Origin of the sequence: Symbiopectobacterium sp. RP, from assembly GCF_050472005.1 — a bacterium.
Lineage (GTDB): Bacteria > Pseudomonadota > Gammaproteobacteria > Enterobacterales > Enterobacteriaceae > Symbiopectobacterium.
Map to the genome: position 1 here is coordinate 78,480 of NZ_JBGOGS010000001.1, position 16,247 is coordinate 94,726.

Consider the following 16,247-nt stretch of genomic DNA (forward strand, 5'->3'; position numbering starts at 1 on the left):
TTGAGCATAAATGGGCACAAGCAAAAAGCAAAAAAAGAGAGAGTGGTTGCGATACAGAGATTTTGTTCTCAGTCCATATGGTGTAATCAAAATTAAGTCGCTTGACTATAAGGGTAAAAATCAGACCAACATGACACCCTGATGCGTTAGTGCATTACATCAGCGGCTGCGCCATCTGCACCAGTGAAATCAGCGGTTGTGGATACAGACCCAGCAGCAGTACCGCGATGGCGGAAATCAGCACCACCACGCCACCGGCGGTCAACGCCCAATTATTGGGCGTATCACGCTGACGTTCTTGCGGTGCGGTCAGATACAGACTAACCATGACACGCAGATAGTAGTAGAGACCTATAGCACTCCCCACCACCACCGCACCCGTCAGCCACCACAGCTTGGCATCAACACCCACGGCCAGCACATAGAATTTGCCGAAGAAGCCCAGCGTCATCGGGATACCTGCCAGAGAGAGCATCATCACTGTCATGACCGCAGACAGAATCGGTTTATGCCAGAACAGCCCGCGATAAGAGAACAGGGAATCCGCGTCCGGTTCACGGTACGGGCTGGACATCAGACTGACAACCCCGAAGGCGCCCAAGCTGCTGAACAGGTAACCCGCCAGATAGACACCCACGGTTTCCAATGCCAACTGGTGAGTTTGCATGGCAATCAGCGCCACCAGCAGGTAACCGAGGTGAGCAATGGAAGAGTAACCGAGCAGACGTTTAATATTGCTTTGCGCAACCGCCATCAGGTTACCAAACAGGATGGAGGCAAACGCGATCACACCCAGTGCGGTTCTAACCGAGTCACTGTCAACTATCGGTGCATAAAGGAAAAGACGCATGACTGCACCAAAAATGGCGATCTTGCTGGCGGTCGCCAGGAAAGTCGACACTGGCGCCGGGGCACCTTGATACACGTCCGGCGTCCAGAGGTGGAACGGCACTAACGAGAGTTTGAACCCCAAACCGACAATCATCATACCGAGGCCGGCCAGCAGCAGCGGCTCATGCAGCGTACGATCCGCCATACGCGCACCCAAGCTGGCAAAGCTCAGGTTGCCAGAATCGGCATACACCAGCGCCATCCCAAATAGCAGGAAGGACGAGGCGGCAGCAGATAGCAGCATGTATTTGATGCCCGCTTCCAGCGAGCGACGCTGACGAAACGCATAGCTCACCAGACCGAATAGCGGCAGTGAAATAAGTTCAATGCCGATGAACAGCGACGCCAAATGGTTAGCACTTGCGAGCAGAACCCCACCCAAGGCAGCAATTGCCACCAGCAGATAAAATTCGTCGCGGTTATCCGGATAGCCTTCCAGCCACGGGGAAGCGAACGTGCAGGTTGCCAGGCTGGCAAGCAGCACTAACGCGGTGTAGAACATCGAGAAACCATCTACCCGCAGCAACGGCGTCACGTCCATCTGACCGGCGTTACCCACCAGAATCAGCGAGAACAACGCGATGTTAAGGCCGATCACCGTGACAGTTGCATTGAAGAAATGGTTGCGTCGCCACGCAATGCACAGCATCACAACCACGACGGTCAAACCGACGATTAACAGCGGCAGAAGCGCGACCAAGTGTTGAAGAGTTATTGTCATGGCGAATTACGGCCTTGTCGTTGAAAGTGTTGAATCAGTCACTGATGACATAACCCAATGCTGGATATTAGCCATTGCCGCATCAGATGTATTCAGGATGGTCTGCGGGAACAACCCGAGCAGCACCAGCAATACCACCAGCAACATCACCATCGACAATTCACGGGTGGACAGCCCCTGCAGTTTTTCCTCGGATTTTGGCGTGCCGTAGTACGCGCGTTGCATCATCACCAGCGAGTAGACGGAGTTGAACACCAAACCAAACGTCGAAATTACGGTGATCACCGGCACCACAGGGTAGCTACCGAACAGAATCATAAACTCACCGACGAAGTTGCCGGTGCCAGGCATACCCAAGGTCGCCACCGCAAAAAACAGCGACAACGCGGGCAAGAAACGAATGCGCGCCCACAGGCCGCCCATCTGGCGCAGATCGCGCGTATGCAAGCGTTCGTAAAGCTGGCCGCAAAGAATAAACAGACCGGCCGCAGAAAGCCCGTGCGCAATCATTTGAATGACCGCCCCCTGATACGCCAAGTGGCTACCGGAGTAGATGGCGATCATTACAAAGCCCATATGTGACACCGAAGTGTAGGCAATCAGGCGTTTGATATCGGTCTGCATAAACGCCATCCAGGCACCGTAGAAGATACCGATAACGCCCAGCCACATCGCGATGGGAGCAAATTCATGGGATGCATTGGGGAACAGCGGCAGGCTGAAACGCAGAAGGCCGTAGGCCGCAGTTTTCAGCAAGATACCCGCTAGGTCAACAGAACCCGCCGTTGGAGCCTGACTGTGCGCATCCGGCAACCAGCCGTGCAGCGGCACCACAGGCATTTTCACGGCAAAGGCGATAAAGAAGCCCAGCATCAGCATGTATTCCACTCCGCGCGACATCGGGGTTTTCAACAAATCAGTGTAGTTAAAGGTCCACACCCCGGTGGCATCGTGATGCACAAACACCAGCGCCAGAATGGCAATCAGCATGATCACACCGCTGGCCTGGGTGTAGATGAAGAACTTGGTGGCCGCGGTAATACGCGTTTTCCCGTCGGAACCTTTGTGTCCCCACAGTGCGATGAGGAAATACATCGGCACCAGCATCATCTCCCAGAAGAAGAAGAACAGGAACATATCAATTGCCAGGAACACGCCAATCATACCGCCCATGATCCACAGCAGGTTCAGGTGGAAGAACCCCTGATAACGCTGAATTTCATTCCACGAACAGAGGATTGCCAACCCCCCCAGAAGGCCGGTCAACACGACCATCAGCAGCGACAACCCATCCAGCGCCAAGTGGATACCGATACCGAAGCGAGGGATCCACGACACGTTGTATTCAGACTGCCAGAGCGGCACATCAGCCTGCTCCGTTAAAGAGTACCCTCCCTGCGACCAAAGCAGCAGCGACAGCACCAGCGTTAACCCCATCGATATCAGTGCGATCCAGCGCGGCACGCGGGTGCCAAAACGCTCGAGCTGCCAGCACAGCAGGCCGCCGATAAAGGGGAGAAGTATTAGCCAAGATAGTAGCATGGCGTTTTGCGTCCCTAATTTTAAGAAATCTGAAAACTTGCTGTGGCGGAAGCCATTACTCTTGGCCTCCCACCCCTGCGCATCATTACTGCGTGTCTTTCATCGCGTTTATCTCACGGCACTGTTTCATCAGATAACAGGCCATCAGATAAACTGTAACAATGCCAGCACCACAACCGCCCCTACACCCATTGACGCAACATACCAGCGTAGTTGACCATTCTGACTGACGGCCAACCCCTTGTTGCCACAACGCACCACTACGGCAGGCAAGCCCATCATCGCGTTCAACGGGTCGCGCTGTAGCAGTTTGGCAATCGCCAGATACGGTTGTACGAAGATTTTGTCATACAGCCAGTCAAATCCCCAGGCGTGGAACCACCAGGTGGAGAAGAAGCGACCCGGTGCACTCTGCGCTACGCTGGTCACGAACTGACGTTTACCCAACCACAGCAAGGCAGTCAGCAGAATACCGGCAATCGCTACCACGCCAGACGCGATTTCCAACGTCAAGGTACGGTCATGGCCGAGTTCCGTGGTCTGTGGCAGCACGCCGTGCAACGGCGGCACAATCAGTGCACCAACGAAAGTGGAGAGCACCATCAGCACCAGCAAAGGAATGTGGTGAGACAGTCCTTTGCCTGCGTGCGCTTTGGTCTTCGCTTCACCATGGAACACGATGAAAATCATGCGGAAGGTATAAAGCGACGTCATAAACGCCCCGGCCAACCCCGCCATCATCAGAGCCATATGACCGTTAGCCCAGGCGCCCGCCAGAATTTCATCTTTACTGAAGAAGCCTGCGGTAACCAACGGCAGCGCTGCCAACGCCGAGCCGCCAATCAGGAAGCTGACATACACCAGCGGAATCGTTTTACGCAGCCCGCCCATCTTGAAGATGTTTTGTTCGTGATGGCAGGCGAGAATCACCGAGCCGGAGGCCAGGAACAGCAATGCTTTAAAGAAGGCATGCGTCATCAGGTGGAAAATCGCCGCGTCCCACGCCTGCACGCCCAACGCCAAGAACATGTAACCGATCTGGCTCATGGTGGAGTAGGCCAACACGCGTTTGATGTCGCTTTGTACCAGTGCGGCAAATCCCGCCAGCACCAGTGTTACGGCACCGACAACGCCCACCAGATGCAGCACATCTGGCGCCATCAGGAACAAGCCGTGCGTACGTGCAATCAGGTAAACCCCTGCCGTCACCATGGTCGCAGCATGAATCAACGCAGAGACGGGAGTCGGGGCAGCCATCGCATCCGCCAGCCAAGTTTGCAGCGGCAGCTGGGCAGATTTACCCACAGCGCCCCCCAGCAACATCAGCGTTGCCCAGGTAATCGCCGGAGACCCTTCTGCCAGTTTCTGCGGTGCCAACACCATCAGTTCGCGGAAATTGAGCGTACCCAGCTCTTTGAACAGGATGAACAGCGCTAACGCCAGGAACACGTCACCGACGCGCGTCACGACGAAGGCTTTCATCGCCGCTGCACCGTTCTTCGGATTGGTGTAGTAGAAACCGATCAGCAGATAACTGCACAGCCCTACCCCTTCCCAGCCGAGATACATCAGCAGCAGGTTGTCCACCAACACCAGAATCACCATGCTGGCAATAAACAGGTTGGTGTAGGCGAAGAAGCGAGAGTACCCCTCTTCACCGCGCATGTACCAGGAGGCGAACAGATGGATAAAGAAGCCTACGCCCGTCACTACCGACAGCATGGTAAGAGACAGGCCATCCAGCGCCAGACGGAAGGCAATATCAAAGTTGCCTACTGCCATCCAGGTCCACAGATGTTGATTGAAAAAGGTCACGCCGCCTTCATGGTGCTGCGCAAAGAAATCAATCGCGACCCAGCAGGTGGTCAATGCGGCCAACCCGATAGAACCCACGCCCACGGTCGCGGCAGTGTTTTCCGACCAACGACCGCGTGAAAATGCCAACAGCAAAAAGCCGAGCAGCGGGAATAATATTGTTAAGTAGAGTAAGTTCATCCGCGCATCTCACTGACAGTATCGATATTCAGGGTATGACGACGGCGATACATCTGGAGCAAGAGCGCCAGACCGATACTTGCTTCCGCTGCTGCCAGCGTGATCGCCAGAACATACATCACCTGCCCATCCGCGTGCCCCCAATAGCTGCCGGCAACCACAAACGCCAGCGCGGCGGCATTGATCATCACTTCCAGACTGATCAGCATAAACAATAGGTTACGCCGAATAATCAGACCAGTCAGCCCGAGCAGAAATAAAATGGCAGCTAGGGCTAGCCCATGTTGTAACGGGATCATGCGCGCTCCTCCGCCAGTTTCTTCTCTGCATCTTCTTTCGGCTGCTTATCGAGCATTTTGTCTTCACGGCCTACGTGGAACGCAACCACCAGCCCGGCCAGCAGCAGCATGGAGGCCAGTTCAACCGCCAGCACATACGGCCCAAACAGCATGATCCCCACGGCTTTGGCGTCGATTACCGCACCGGAAATTTCCGCGCCGCTCAGGCTGAAAATCGCCCTGACCACCACAATCAGCAGCAGCAGCGAAAGCAGACCAGGACCAATCCACACGCCCGGCTTCAGCCAGGCGCTTTCCTGCTCGGTTACGCTGTTGCCAAGGTTGAGCATCATCACCACAAACACGAACAGCACCATGATGGCACCGGCATAAACGATGATTTCCACCGCACCTGCGAAATAGTCCCCCAGCGAGAAAAATACGCCGGAGATAGCCAGCAGCGAGACGATTAAATACAACAATGCATGTACGGGGTTAGTGTGGGTAATCACACGTATGGTCGCCAGAATGGCGATTAACCCCGATGCATAAAACGCGAATTCCATGCTCGGCTCCTTAGGGCAACAGGCCTTTGACATCAATGGGTTTGGCTTCGTTTTCGGCGTCGCCCTTCTCTTTCCCATCAATAGCCATACCCGCCATCCGGTAGAAGTTGTATTCCGGATATTTACCGGGCCCAGAGATCAACAGATCTTGTTTTTCGTACACCAGATCCTGGCGCTTGTACTCGCCCATTTCAAAATCCGGCGTCAGCTGAATCGCGGTGGTCGGGCACGCTTCTTCGCAAAACCCGCAAAAAATGCAACGCGAGAAGTTGATGCGGAAAAATTCGGGATACCAACGGCCATCCTTCATTTCCGCTTTCTGTAACGAGATACAGCCGACCGGACAGGCCACGGCGCACAGGTTACAAGCAACACAGCGCTCCTCACCATCCGGATCGCGCGTCAGCACAATACGACCACGGTAGCGTGGGGGTGGGTTAACCGGCTCTTCCGGATACATTTTGGTTTCACGCTTTTTGAAGGCGTTGGACCCGACCATACAGATACTGCGTACCTGGGTACCGAAACCAACCACAATGTCTTTTATCTTCATGGTTCAGTTCCATTTAGTGTGCGTTGTACAAAATCACGGCCGCCGTCGCCAGCAGATTGAGCAGCGTTAACGGCAAACAGACGGTCCACCCGAAGGTCATCACCTGGTCATAGCGCGGACGCGGCAACGAGGCACGGATCAGGATGAACATCATCATGAAGAAGCAGGTTTTCAGCGCAAACCAAACGAAAGGCGGTAAGAATGGCCCATGCCAGCCACCGAAGAACAGCGTTACTATCAGAGCCGATACGGTCACGATGCCAATGTATTCCCCCACGAAGAACAGACCGAATTTCATACCGGAATATTCAATGTGGTAACCATCCGCCAGTTCCTGTTCCGCTTCCGGTTGGTCGAAAGGATGGCGGTGACACACCGCCACACCGGCGATAGCAAACGTCACAAAACCGAAGAACTGCGGAATCACGTTCCATAAGTGCGCTTGGGATTCAACAATATCGCGCATGTTGAACGAGCCCGCCTGTGCGACCACACCCATCAGCGATAGGCCGAGAAACACTTCGTAGCTCAGCGTTTGTGCTGATGCACGCACCGCCCCCAACAGAGAGTATTTGTTAGCACTCGCCCAACCGGCGAACAGCACGGCATACACCGCCAGCCCCGCCATCATCAGAAAGAACAGCAGGCCGATGTTTAAATCGGCAACGCCCCAGGTCGGAGTGACCGGCACAATGGCAAACGAAAGCAACAGCGAAGTAAAGGCAATCACCGGTGCCAGAGTGAAAATCACGCGGTCGGTAAAGCGCGGCACCCAGTCCTCTTTGAAGAACATCTTGATCATATCAGCGACCAGCTGCAACGACCCGCCCCAGCCTACACGGTTTGGCCCGTAACGCCCCTGGAACAGCCCGAGAAGACGACGTTCGCCCATACTCATGAATGCGCCGCAGGTGACTACCACCAGCAGGATCACCACGGCTTTGCCGACGGCGATCAAGGTATCCATAACCTCCGGTGTTAACCAGCTCATTGTGCAGCCTCCCGCAGACTTTCAATGGTTGCCCCTGCCAACGATGGCGCAATACCCGGGAACCCTAACGGCAATCCAACCTGTCCCTGACGCAAAGCGTCGCTCAGGCGCAGCGGCAGACGCAGGGTCTGCCCCTGACAGCGCAGCTCAAGCAGCGCGCCTGCGTTAACGCCCAGCAGCGCCGCATCTGCGAGACTGACCATCACGTAAGCCTCATCCATACGTTGTTGGATAACTGTAGAGCGCTGTGTCATCTCTTCACTACCGAACAGATGGTAGTAAGGTGCTACACGCCACTGTCCAGGCCGTGCGTTAAACGCTGCCGGAATGGCGTCGAAGTAGCCCAGTTGGCCTTCGCCCGCTTCGATCAAACGCACACCCGGATCGCCGTGGCGCAGATGACCGCCCACTTCATCTTGGAATTTGTTCCATGCCTGCGGGGAATTCCAACCGGGAAACCAGGCAAACGGAATCTGCTGGCGCGCGGCAGTCGGGCTGTTGTTTCCTTCCATCGAGAAGGTGAAAATCGTGTCTTTGTCTTGTGGCTGACGCGGTTCATGCACGCTGATATTGGCGCGCATTGAGGTACGGCCACTGGAGCGATTGGGTGAACGCGCCAGTTTCTGCCCGTTGATACGGAAATTGGCGTCTGGTGCAGCGTCTTTGATACCTGCTAACTGCGGCAACGCCGTCACGCAGGCATCAATCACGTGATCCAGTTGTGTCCAATCGACCTTACGACTCTGATAGGTGGTTGCCAGCGAATGCAACCAACGCCAGCTTTCCAGCATTACCACGCTGTTGTCATAGTAGGCCGGATCGTACACCTGGAAGAAACGCTGAGCGCGGCCTTCCTGATTGATCAGCGTACCGTCACTTTCAGCAAAGCTGGCGGCAGAGAGGATCAACGACGCTTTATCCATGATCGCGGTGCGCTGATGATCCAGAACGATCAGATTGGTGGCTTTAGCCAGCGCCGCATCCACACGCGCCTGCGGGGCATGACGATAGAGATCGTTTTCCAGCACCACCACGCTATCGGCAGCACCGCTCTCCAACTGTGCCAGCGCATCGTCCAGCGAAGCGCCGCCAATCATTGACAGGCCAATACTGTTTGCAGCGGAGGCAACAAAGGTCACTCCGACATCAGAACCGCGTTGTTTAAGCGCTTTCGCCACGTTGGCAGCCGCTTCGATAATCGCTTCGCTACCAGAATGGGTGCCGGAGATAATCAGCGGTTTTTTCGCACCAGCCAGTGCCTGCACGATAACGTCAACTTTCGGTGCCAGCGAAGCATCCAAATCGGTGACAGCCGGGGCATTTTCATCCAACGCATGAGCGATGGCGAAGCCAAGGCGCGCCTGATCCTCTACCGGTGCACGGTAGTTCCAGGCAGCGATATCATCCAGACGCATTTTATCTACCGATGTCATAAACAATGGATGCTTGGCGTGTTGGCCAATGTTGAGAATGGCCGCAATCTGCCAGTCTGCCACTTTTTGTGCAGCCGCCATCTCACGCGCTTTCCCCTTCACCGCCTGACGTACCGCCAGCGCAATACGTGCACCGGTTTGGGTCAAATCTTCACCCAGCACTAGTACGGCGTCATAGCTTTCAATATCACGCAGCATCGGGGTGCGTACACCGCTGTCGCGCAACACGTTGAGAATCAGCTGTAAACGTGCCTGCTCAGCGTGGGCAATACCGGTGTAGAAGCTTTCCGCCCCCACCAGTTCGCGCAGCGCAAAGTTGCTTTCTACGCTGGCACGTGGAGAGCCAATGCCGATGACGCGTTTTGACTGGCGCAGCACATCCGCCGCCCCTTGCAGCGCCTGATCGGCGTTCAGAGCAATCCAGTCATCACCACGACGCTGCAATGGCTGACGCGGACGATCTTTCGCGTTGACGTAGCCATAACCAAAACGGCCACGGTCACACAGGAAATAGTGGTTCACGCTACCATTGTAGCGGTTTTCGATACGACGCAGCTCACCGTAACGTTCGCCCGGGCTGGTGTTACACCCGAGGCTGCACTGCTGGCAGACGCTGGGCGCAAACTGCATATCCCATTTGCGGTTATAGCGCGCAGAGTGAGTTTTATCGGTGAACACCCCGGTAGGACACACTTCGACCAAGTTGCCGGAAAATTCGCTTTCCAGTACGCCATCTTCAGGACGGCCAAAGTAGACGTTGTCATGGGCACCATACACGCCCAGATCGGTACCACCGGCGTAATCCTTGTAGTAACGCACACAGCGATAGCAGGCGATGCAGCGGTTCATCTCATGAGAGATAAACGGCCCCAGATCCTGATTGCGATGAGTACGTTTGGTAAAGCGATAACGGCGGAAGTTGTGTCCCGTCATCACCGTCATATCCTGCAAATGACAGTTGCCACCCTCTTCGCAGACCGGGCAGTCGTGCGGGTGGTTGGTCATCAGGAATTCGACGATGGTTTTACGGAACAGTTTGGCTTCCTCATCGTCAATGGCGATAAACGCGCCATCGGTTGCGGGGGTCATGCAGGACATGAGCAGACGGCCACGCGTGTCCTCCGCATTCTGGTACTGCTTCACCGCGCAGAGGCGGCAGGAACCGACGCTACCCAGCGCGGGATGCCAGCAAAAGTAAGGAATATCCAGCCCCAGCGTCAGACAAGCCTCTAGCAGGTTGTCCGAGCCGTTCACCTCATACTCTTTGCCGTCTACATGAATCGTAGCCATAGTCAGCATGCTTCCATAATGGCCCATGTTGCCACAGGCGCTAATCAAAAATTCTGTAATAAGAGCAGGCTATCCGCCAGCGGAGACGTGCTTCGTCTCCTGTTATTGTCTGCTTGATTACCAACGCTCTTTCAGCAGGTTCGACTGAATACCGCCAATCGCTTTGGTATTTCCCAGATATTGCGGCGCAATACCCGCTTCAAATTCGTCACGGAAATACTTGATAGCACTTTGCAGCGGCTCAACGGCACCTGGCGCATGGGCGCAAAAGGTGTTGCCCGGCCCGAGGAAGCGGCACAGTTGCTCCAGCGTTTCAATATCGCCGGGTTGCCCTTCGCCTCGCTCCAGCGCACGCAGGATCTTCACACTCCACGGTAAACCATCGCGGCACGGCGTACACCAGCCACAGGATTCACGGGCAAAAAACTCTTCCAGATTGCGCGTCAGCCCCACCATGTTGATCTCGTGATCTACCGCCATGGCCAACGCGGTGCCGAGACGGCTGCCTGCCTTGGCGATATGTTCGAAATCCATCGGCAGGTCAAGGTGCGCTTCGGTGAGGAAGTCGGTACCCGCGCCACCCGGCTGCCAGGCTTTGAATTTAAGCCCGTCGCGCATGCCGCCCGCGTAGTCTTCCAAAATCTCACGCGCTGAGGTGCCAAACGGCAGTTCCCACAAACCTGGGTTTTTCACACGGCCAGAGAATCCCACCAGCTTGGTGCCTGCATCCTTACTCTTGCCAGCAGACAGCCCCTGATACCATTCGGCACCGTGCGCGATAATCGCAGGCACGTTACACAGGGTTTCCACGTTGTTTACGCAGGTCGGCTTGCCCCATGCACCGGCAGAGGCCGGGAACGGTGGTTTGGAGCGCGGATTCGCGCGGCGGCCTTCCAGTGAGTTAATCAGCGCGGTTTCTTCACCACAGATATAGCGCCCGGCACCGGTGTGCACGAACAGCTCGAAATCGAATCCGCTGCCAAGAATATTTTTACCAAGCAGGCCCGTCTGTTTAGCTTCTTCGATAGCGCGACGCAGGTTAACGGCAGCCTCTACGTATTCGCCACGCAGAAAGATATAGCCGCGATAGGCTTTGAGGGCGAATGCGCTGATCAACATGCCTTCCACCAGCAAGTGCGGCAATTGTTCCATCAGCAAACGGTCTTTGTAAGTGCCCGGCTCCATCTCATCCGCGTTACACAGCAGATAGCGAATGTTCATGCTTTCGTCTTTCGGCATCAGGCTCCATTTCAGACCGGTGGAGAAGCCTGCACCGCCGCGCCCTTTCAGGCCAGCGTCTTTTACCAGGCTAACCACTTCATCCTGTGCCATGCCGCTGAGCGCTTTCTGCGCCGCCGCATACCCATTCTTTGCACGGTATTCGTCAATCCATACTGACCGCTTGTCATCACGCAGACGCCAGGTCAGCGGATGCTGTTCGGGCGTCAAAATCCTGTTCATACTCATTGATACGGCTCCAATAGCGAATCGATATCGTCAGGCTTGACATGGCTGTGCGTATCCTCGTCGATCATCATCGACGGGCCTTTGTCACAGTTGCCCAAGCAGCAGGTCGGCAACAGGGTAAAACGACCGTCAAAGGTGGTTTGACCAGGCTTGATCTTCAGTTTTCGCTCCAGCGCCGCTTGCACGCCCTGAAAACCGTTGATGTAGCACACCACGCTGTCACAATAGCGAATCACGTGACGCCCAACAGGTTGACGGAAAATCTGGCTGTAAAACGTCGCCACGCCTTCCAGATCGCTGGCCGGAATCCCCAAAATGTCGGCAATGGCATGGATAGCGCCATCCGGCACCCAGCCACGATGTTTCTGAACAATTTTCAGCGCTTCGATGGACGCCGCGCGCGCATCTTCGTAGTGATGTTTTTCATGCTCGATGGCATCGCGCTCAGCGTCGCTCAATACAAAAACAGACTCGTTCGGCGCGGCATCGGCTGCGGCGTTAATAGGTTGTTGAGTGTCTTGATCATGCATAATTAGCGATCCACATCTGACATAACGAAATCAATACTCCCGAGGTACACGATCAGGTCAGATACCAGACAACTGCGAATCACGGAAGGGATCTGCTGCAAGTGCGCGTAGCTTGGGGTGCGAATACGGGTGCGGTAGCTCATGGTGCCGCCGTCGCTGGTCAGGTAATAGCTGTTGATGCCTTTCGTCGCTTCGATCATCTGGAACGATTCGTTTTCCGGCATCACCGGGCCCCAGGACACTTGGAGGAAGTGGTTGATCAGCGTTTCAATGTGCTGCAACGTGCGCTCTTTCGGCGGCGGCGTAGTCAGCGGGTGATCGGCTTTGAACGGGCCTTCCGGCATATTGTTCAGGCAGTGTTCCAGAATCCGCAGACTCTGGCGCAGCTCTTCCACTTTCAGCATCACTCGGGCATAGCAGTCACTGATGCCGTCGCCGACCGGTACGTCAAAGTCAAAGTTTTCATAGCCGGAATACGGACGCCATTTACGCACGTCAAACGCGATACCGGTAGCACGCAACCCCGCCCCAGTGACGCCCCACTCCAGCGCTTCTTTAGCGTTGTACGCCGCTACGCCTTGAGTACGTCCTTTGAGGATGGTGTTTTTCAGCGCAGCCGTAACGTAGGTATCCAGACGCTTGGGCATCCAGTCCAAAAACTCACGCAGCAGACGTTCCCAGCCGCGCGGCAGATCGTGTGCCACTCCACCGATGCGGAACCAGGCCGGGTGCATACGGAAACCGGTGATGGCTTCCACCAAATCATAAATTTTCTGGCGATCGGTAAAGGCAAAAAAGACCGGCGTCATGGCACCGACGTCTTGAATAAAGGTACTGATGTAGAGCAGGTGGCTGTTTATTCTGAACAGCTCTGAGAGCATGACGCGGATAACGTTCACACGTTCCGGCACCACGATCCCTGCCAGTTTCTCTACGGCTAACACATAGGGCATTTCATTGACGCAGCCGCCTAGGTACTCGATACGGTCGGTATACGGGATATAGCTGTGCCAAGACTGGCGCTCGCCCATTTTCTCCGCACCACGGTGGTGATAGCCCACATCAGGAATACAATCGACAACCTCTTCACCATCCAGTTGCAGGATGATGCGGAACGCCCCGTGTGATGAGGGGTGGTTCGGACCGAGGTTAAGGAACATGAAATCTTCGTTTTCCGTCCCGCGCTTCATGCCCCAGTCTTCGGGCTTGAAAGTCAGAGATTCCATTTCCAAATCTTCTTTCTGCTTGGTCAGCACAAAGGGATCGAATTCGGTGGCACGCGCCGGGTAGTCTTTACGCAGCGGGTGACCTTCCCACGTCTGCGGCATCATGATGCGCGTCAAGTGCGGGTGCCCGTCAAACGTAATACCGAACATGTCCCATACTTCACGCTCATACCAATTGGCGTTAGGGAACAGTTTCACCATGGTCGGCAGGCGCAGGTCATTTTCAGACAATGGCACCTTGATCATGATGTCGCGATTACGTTCAATGGAGATGAAGTGATAGAAGACAGAGTAGTCTGCGGCAGGCAAGCCTTCACGGTGCGCGCGCAGGCGCTCGTCCACCCCGTGCAGATCGAAAAGCATCACATAGGGTTTGGGGAGTTTTTTCAGGAACGTGACAACGTCCAGTAATTGCTCACGATTTACCCATACAACCGGCATCCCAGTACGGGTTGCCTGCACGGTAAAGGCTTCGGGTCCAAAACGGTTACACAGCTCGCCAACGACGGGATCATCCCGGTGATCGCGGGTAGCCCAAGCCGGCTGCGCGAGGTCGTGCGTCGTTAAATCTGTCATAAATATATCACCACGGTAATTTTGCCATTCTGTTAATGGTGCTGCTGCCGTTTATTATCTTGCTACCCTGTGAGAGTAGTATTACGCAGCCAATCTGCTTGCCATTAACAGATTAAATCTCGTCGGGCGAACGCAGGTTCGTCACCGCAATACGTTCTTCACGTTTGCGTTCGCGCTCGGATTGCATGTTGGCGCGATACACGCCCTGCTCTCCCACCACCCATGACAGAGGGCGGCGCTCTTGACCAATAGACTCTTTGAGCAGCAACAGCGCTTGCATATACGCTTCAGGACGCGGCGGACAACCCGGGATATAGACGTCTACCGGCAGGAACTTATCGACGCCCTGCACCACAGAGTAGATGTCGTACATGCCGCCGGAGTTAGCGCACGCCCCCATGGAAATGACCCATTTCGGCTCCAGCATCTGTTCGTACAAGCGTTGGATCACCGGTGCCATTTTAGTGAAACAGGTTCCAGCCACCACCATGAAGTCAGCCTGACGCGGTGAAGCACGTAATACTTCAGAGCCAAAGCGCGCCACGTCATGCACGGCAGTGAACGAGGTCACCATTTCCACATAGCAGCAGGAAAGACCGAAGTTATAAGGCCACAGTGAATTCTTGCGGCCCCAGTTGACCGTGTCGTGTAAGGCATGCTCCAAGTTTCCCATGAAGACACTGCGGTGAACATGCTGTTCCAGAGGATCGGTAACGATCTCCTGGCGTTGCAGGGGATAACGGTCATTCTCACCGTCCGGCTCTATGCGGGTGAGCGTATAGTCCATCTTAAAGTGCCTCGCTGTTACTGCGGATGAGTGTTGGTAGTGTTAACCGGAAAGTCAGACTTGATAACCTGCCGTTTTGAACGCGTCGGCGTCCAGTCGAGCGCGCCGATACGGACCAAGTAGACCAACCCCGCCAACAACACCAAAATGAAAATGGCAGCTTCGATGAAGCCCAGCCAGCCGCTTTCCCGAATGGAAACGGCCCAAGCATAGAGATACAAGGCTTCAACGTCGAAAATAACGAAAAACATGGCAACCAGATAGAACTTGGCGGACAGGCGCATGCGCGCAGAGCCAACCGAGTCAATCCCGGATTCATAGGGAACGTTCTTTGCCCTTGCCCTGGCTCTCCCACCTAGCAAGAACCCGCCCAGCAGCATGACGCTGCACAAGCCGACGGCGATGATAACGAATAGCGCAAATGCCCAGTGATGGGCGAGGATTTCAGTCGTTGTTGACATACTCTTGCTTACTCATCAAAAGTGACGTTGAACACCTGCTCTATTGGCAGTTAAGGCGTCACATCGATTAATTAAAAGGAAGGATAATCCCCCTGCAAACAGTGCGGAAAACATCTACATTAAGCGCTTTTTGCAGCGGTTGCGTCCTTTATTTTGTAACCTTTTTTCAACCTTACTAAAAACAACGGCACATAACTTAACATGCACGCTGTTTTGTTAACATCTCACTTCTCACACTTCAGCTAAATCGAGTCAGTCTGGCTCTGGCGGGTGTAATTGTTAACAACCTGCTAGCTAAAGGATAGGTGATAATGCACAAGCACTATACCATTTTCGTGCGGAAAACCCGGTCCCCCTTAGCGTTAATAGGGTTATTTTTTGATCCAACACACATTTTTGTCAATTTAGTTAGTAAAAAAACCCAATTGTCAGCGCCAATGTTAACAGTTGAAAGTTTGCAACATTCATTTGAAAAATAAGAAACAGCTTTTCATAAAATACAAAACCTTAGAAAGCGCAAGGAATAACGATAAGAGGAACACGAGAGAATGGGAATAATCACGAAGTGGGATAATCAGAAGGGAGTAAAAAAACGGGCATAGCCGTGACGGCGTCCTGCTATTACGCCATACCCATATGAACGTGTGCAACGTTCTGAATTACATAAACAGGGCATTTTTCAGCGCCGCATCCCCCTCGCTAGTGCTGTTATCGTCGCTGGCTGAGGCACCTGAAAGCAATGCACCACGATAGTAGTGACCAGACGCTACCATATTGAAAATGGCATCGGCCAGAGTGCTGCCTTCTTGCAGGCGTTTGCACAAAAAATATTGCGTATCGGGAAGCACCAGTAAACCGTCTGCTGTTCCCAAGACCCTCAGTTCCGGGTTCATCATCTCAACGGTGCGCACCGTTATAGCCAAACGACTTAATTTTGATT

Annotated in this window: 15 protein-coding genes; 1 reads left to right on the forward strand and 14 read right to left on the reverse strand. The window is 54.5% G+C overall.

The features are described 5' to 3' along the window. Positions 1 to 10: 10 nt before the first annotated feature. Positions 11 to 142, forward strand: coding sequence for a hypothetical protein (locus ACD630_RS00635; RefSeq protein ID WP_430357775.1), 132 nt, complete (start codon positions 11 to 13; stop codon positions 140 to 142). Between the two features lie 12 nt (positions 143 to 154). On the opposite strand, the gene nuoN is transcribed toward ACD630_RS00635, so the two are convergent. The 14 genes from nuoN to ACD630_RS00705 all read right to left on the reverse strand — a co-directional run bounded on the left by nuoN (position 155) and on the right by ACD630_RS00705 (position 16,230). Then, the gene (nuoN, locus tag ACD630_RS00640; protein ID WP_430357776.1) at positions 155 to 1,612 is read right to left on the reverse strand and encodes an NADH-quinone oxidoreductase subunit NuoN; all 1,458 of its coding nucleotides are present in this window, start codon (positions 1,610 to 1,612) and stop codon (positions 155 to 157) included. A gap of 6 nt (positions 1,613 to 1,618) precedes the next feature. After that, positions 1,619 to 3,154: an NADH-quinone oxidoreductase subunit M gene (gene nuoM, locus ACD630_RS00645; RefSeq protein WP_430357777.1), complete on the reverse strand. Its 1,536-nt coding sequence runs from the start codon at positions 3,152 to 3,154 to the stop codon at positions 1,619 to 1,621. Positions 3,155 to 3,298: 144 nt separating this feature from the next. Next, the gene (gene nuoL, locus ACD630_RS00650) at positions 3,299 to 5,149 is read right to left on the reverse strand and encodes an NADH-quinone oxidoreductase subunit L (RefSeq protein ID WP_430357778.1); all 1,851 of its coding nucleotides are present in this window, start codon (positions 5,147 to 5,149) and stop codon (positions 3,299 to 3,301) included. Further along, positions 5,146 to 5,448: an NADH-quinone oxidoreductase subunit NuoK gene (gene nuoK / locus ACD630_RS00655; RefSeq protein WP_195315030.1), complete on the reverse strand. Its 303-nt coding sequence runs from the start codon at positions 5,446 to 5,448 to the stop codon at positions 5,146 to 5,148. The genes nuoL and nuoK overlap by 4 nt, the downstream gene beginning before the upstream one ends. After that, on the reverse strand, positions 5,445 to 5,993 hold the full coding sequence (gene nuoJ / locus ACD630_RS00660) for an NADH-quinone oxidoreductase subunit J (RefSeq protein ID WP_430357779.1): 549 nt from the start codon (positions 5,991 to 5,993) through the stop codon (positions 5,445 to 5,447). The genes nuoK and nuoJ overlap by 4 nt, the downstream gene beginning before the upstream one ends. Positions 5,994 to 6,003: 10 nt before the next feature. Next, positions 6,004 to 6,546 carry an NADH-quinone oxidoreductase subunit NuoI gene (gene nuoI / locus ACD630_RS00665; RefSeq protein ID WP_222157554.1) on the reverse strand — a complete coding sequence of 181 codons (543 nt, stop codon included), beginning with the start codon at positions 6,544 to 6,546 and terminating at the stop codon, positions 6,004 to 6,006. Between the two features lie 13 nt (positions 6,547 to 6,559). Further along, positions 6,560 to 7,537 carry an NADH-quinone oxidoreductase subunit NuoH gene (nuoH, locus tag ACD630_RS00670; RefSeq protein WP_430357780.1) on the reverse strand — a complete coding sequence of 326 codons (978 nt, stop codon included), beginning with the start codon at positions 7,535 to 7,537 and terminating at the stop codon, positions 6,560 to 6,562. Continuing rightward, complete coding sequence (gene nuoG, locus ACD630_RS00675; RefSeq protein ID WP_430359826.1) at positions 7,534 to 10,269, reverse strand: NADH-quinone oxidoreductase subunit NuoG; 2,736 nt, start codon at positions 10,267 to 10,269, stop codon at positions 7,534 to 7,536. The genes nuoH and nuoG overlap by 4 nt, the downstream gene beginning before the upstream one ends. 108 nt (positions 10,270 to 10,377) lie before the next feature. Continuing rightward, on the reverse strand, positions 10,378 to 11,727 hold the full coding sequence (gene nuoF / locus ACD630_RS00680) for an NADH-quinone oxidoreductase subunit NuoF (RefSeq protein WP_430357781.1): 1,350 nt from the start codon (positions 11,725 to 11,727) through the stop codon (positions 10,378 to 10,380). Continuing rightward, positions 11,724 to 12,257, reverse strand: coding sequence for an NADH-quinone oxidoreductase subunit NuoE (gene nuoE, locus ACD630_RS00685; protein WP_430357782.1), 534 nt, complete (start codon positions 12,255 to 12,257; stop codon positions 11,724 to 11,726). The genes nuoF and nuoE overlap by 4 nt, the downstream gene beginning before the upstream one ends. A 2-nt stretch (positions 12,258 to 12,259) precedes the next feature. Next, positions 12,260 to 14,059 carry an NADH-quinone oxidoreductase subunit C/D gene (nuoC, locus tag ACD630_RS00690; protein ID WP_430357783.1) on the reverse strand — a complete coding sequence of 600 codons (1,800 nt, stop codon included), beginning with the start codon at positions 14,057 to 14,059 and terminating at the stop codon, positions 12,260 to 12,262. Positions 14,060 to 14,171: 112 nt separating this feature from the next. Further along, positions 14,172 to 14,846 carry a NuoB/complex I 20 kDa subunit family protein gene (locus tag ACD630_RS00695; protein WP_222157560.1) on the reverse strand — a complete coding sequence of 225 codons (675 nt, stop codon included), beginning with the start codon at positions 14,844 to 14,846 and terminating at the stop codon, positions 14,172 to 14,174. Positions 14,847 to 14,863: 17 nt separating this feature from the next. Further along, positions 14,864 to 15,307 carry an NADH-quinone oxidoreductase subunit A gene (locus ACD630_RS00700; protein WP_430357784.1) on the reverse strand — a complete coding sequence of 148 codons (444 nt, stop codon included), beginning with the start codon at positions 15,305 to 15,307 and terminating at the stop codon, positions 14,864 to 14,866. Between the two features lie 659 nt (positions 15,308 to 15,966). After that, positions 15,967 to 16,230, reverse strand: a complete 264-nt coding sequence (locus tag ACD630_RS00705; RefSeq protein ID WP_430357785.1) for a hypothetical protein — start codon at positions 16,228 to 16,230, stop codon at positions 15,967 to 15,969. Between the last annotated feature and the right edge of the window lie 17 nt (positions 16,231 to 16,247).

Bases quoted from the DNA above. Each gene is read 5' to 3' on its own strand.
- nuoJ (WP_430357779.1), bottom strand. From the start codon at position 5,993: ATGGAATTCGCGTTTTATGCATCGGGGTTAATCGCCATTCTGGCGACC.
- nuoH (WP_430357780.1), bottom strand. From the start codon at position 7,537: ATGAGCTGGTTAACACCGGAGGTTATGGATACCTTGATCGCCGTCGGC.
- ACD630_RS00700 (WP_430357784.1), bottom strand. From the start codon at position 15,307: ATGTCAACAACGACTGAAATCCTCGCCCATCACTGGGCATTTGCGCTA.
- nuoE (WP_430357782.1), bottom strand. From the start codon at position 12,257: ATGCATGATCAAGACACTCAACAACCTATTAACGCCGCAGCCGATGCC.
- nuoF (WP_430357781.1), bottom strand. From the start codon at position 11,727: ATGAGTATGAACAGGATTTTGACGCCCGAACAGCATCCGCTGACCTGG.
- nuoG (WP_430359826.1), bottom strand. From the start codon at position 10,269: ATGCTGACTATGGCTACGATTCATGTAGACGGCAAAGAGTATGAGGTG.
- nuoL (WP_430357778.1), bottom strand. From the start codon at position 5,149: ATGAACTTACTCTACTTAACAATATTATTCCCGCTGCTCGGCTTTTTG.
- nuoI (WP_222157554.1), bottom strand. From the start codon at position 6,546: ATGAAGATAAAAGACATTGTGGTTGGTTTCGGTACCCAGGTACGCAGT.
- nuoK (WP_195315030.1), bottom strand. From the start codon at position 5,448: ATGATCCCGTTACAACATGGGCTAGCCCTAGCTGCCATTTTATTTCTG.
- nuoC (WP_430357783.1), bottom strand. From the start codon at position 14,059: ATGACAGATTTAACGACGCACGACCTCGCGCAGCCGGCTTGGGCTACC.
- nuoN (WP_430357776.1), bottom strand. From the start codon at position 1,612: ATGACAATAACTCTTCAACACTTGGTCGCGCTTCTGCCGCTGTTAATC.
- ACD630_RS00695 (WP_222157560.1), bottom strand. From the start codon at position 14,846: ATGGACTATACGCTCACCCGCATAGAGCCGGACGGTGAGAATGACCGT.
- ACD630_RS00635 (WP_430357775.1), top strand. From the start codon at position 11: ATGGGCACAAGCAAAAAGCAAAAAAAGAGAGAGTGGTTGCGATACAGA.
- nuoM (WP_430357777.1), bottom strand. From the start codon at position 3,154: ATGCTACTATCTTGGCTAATACTTCTCCCCTTTATCGGCGGCCTGCTG.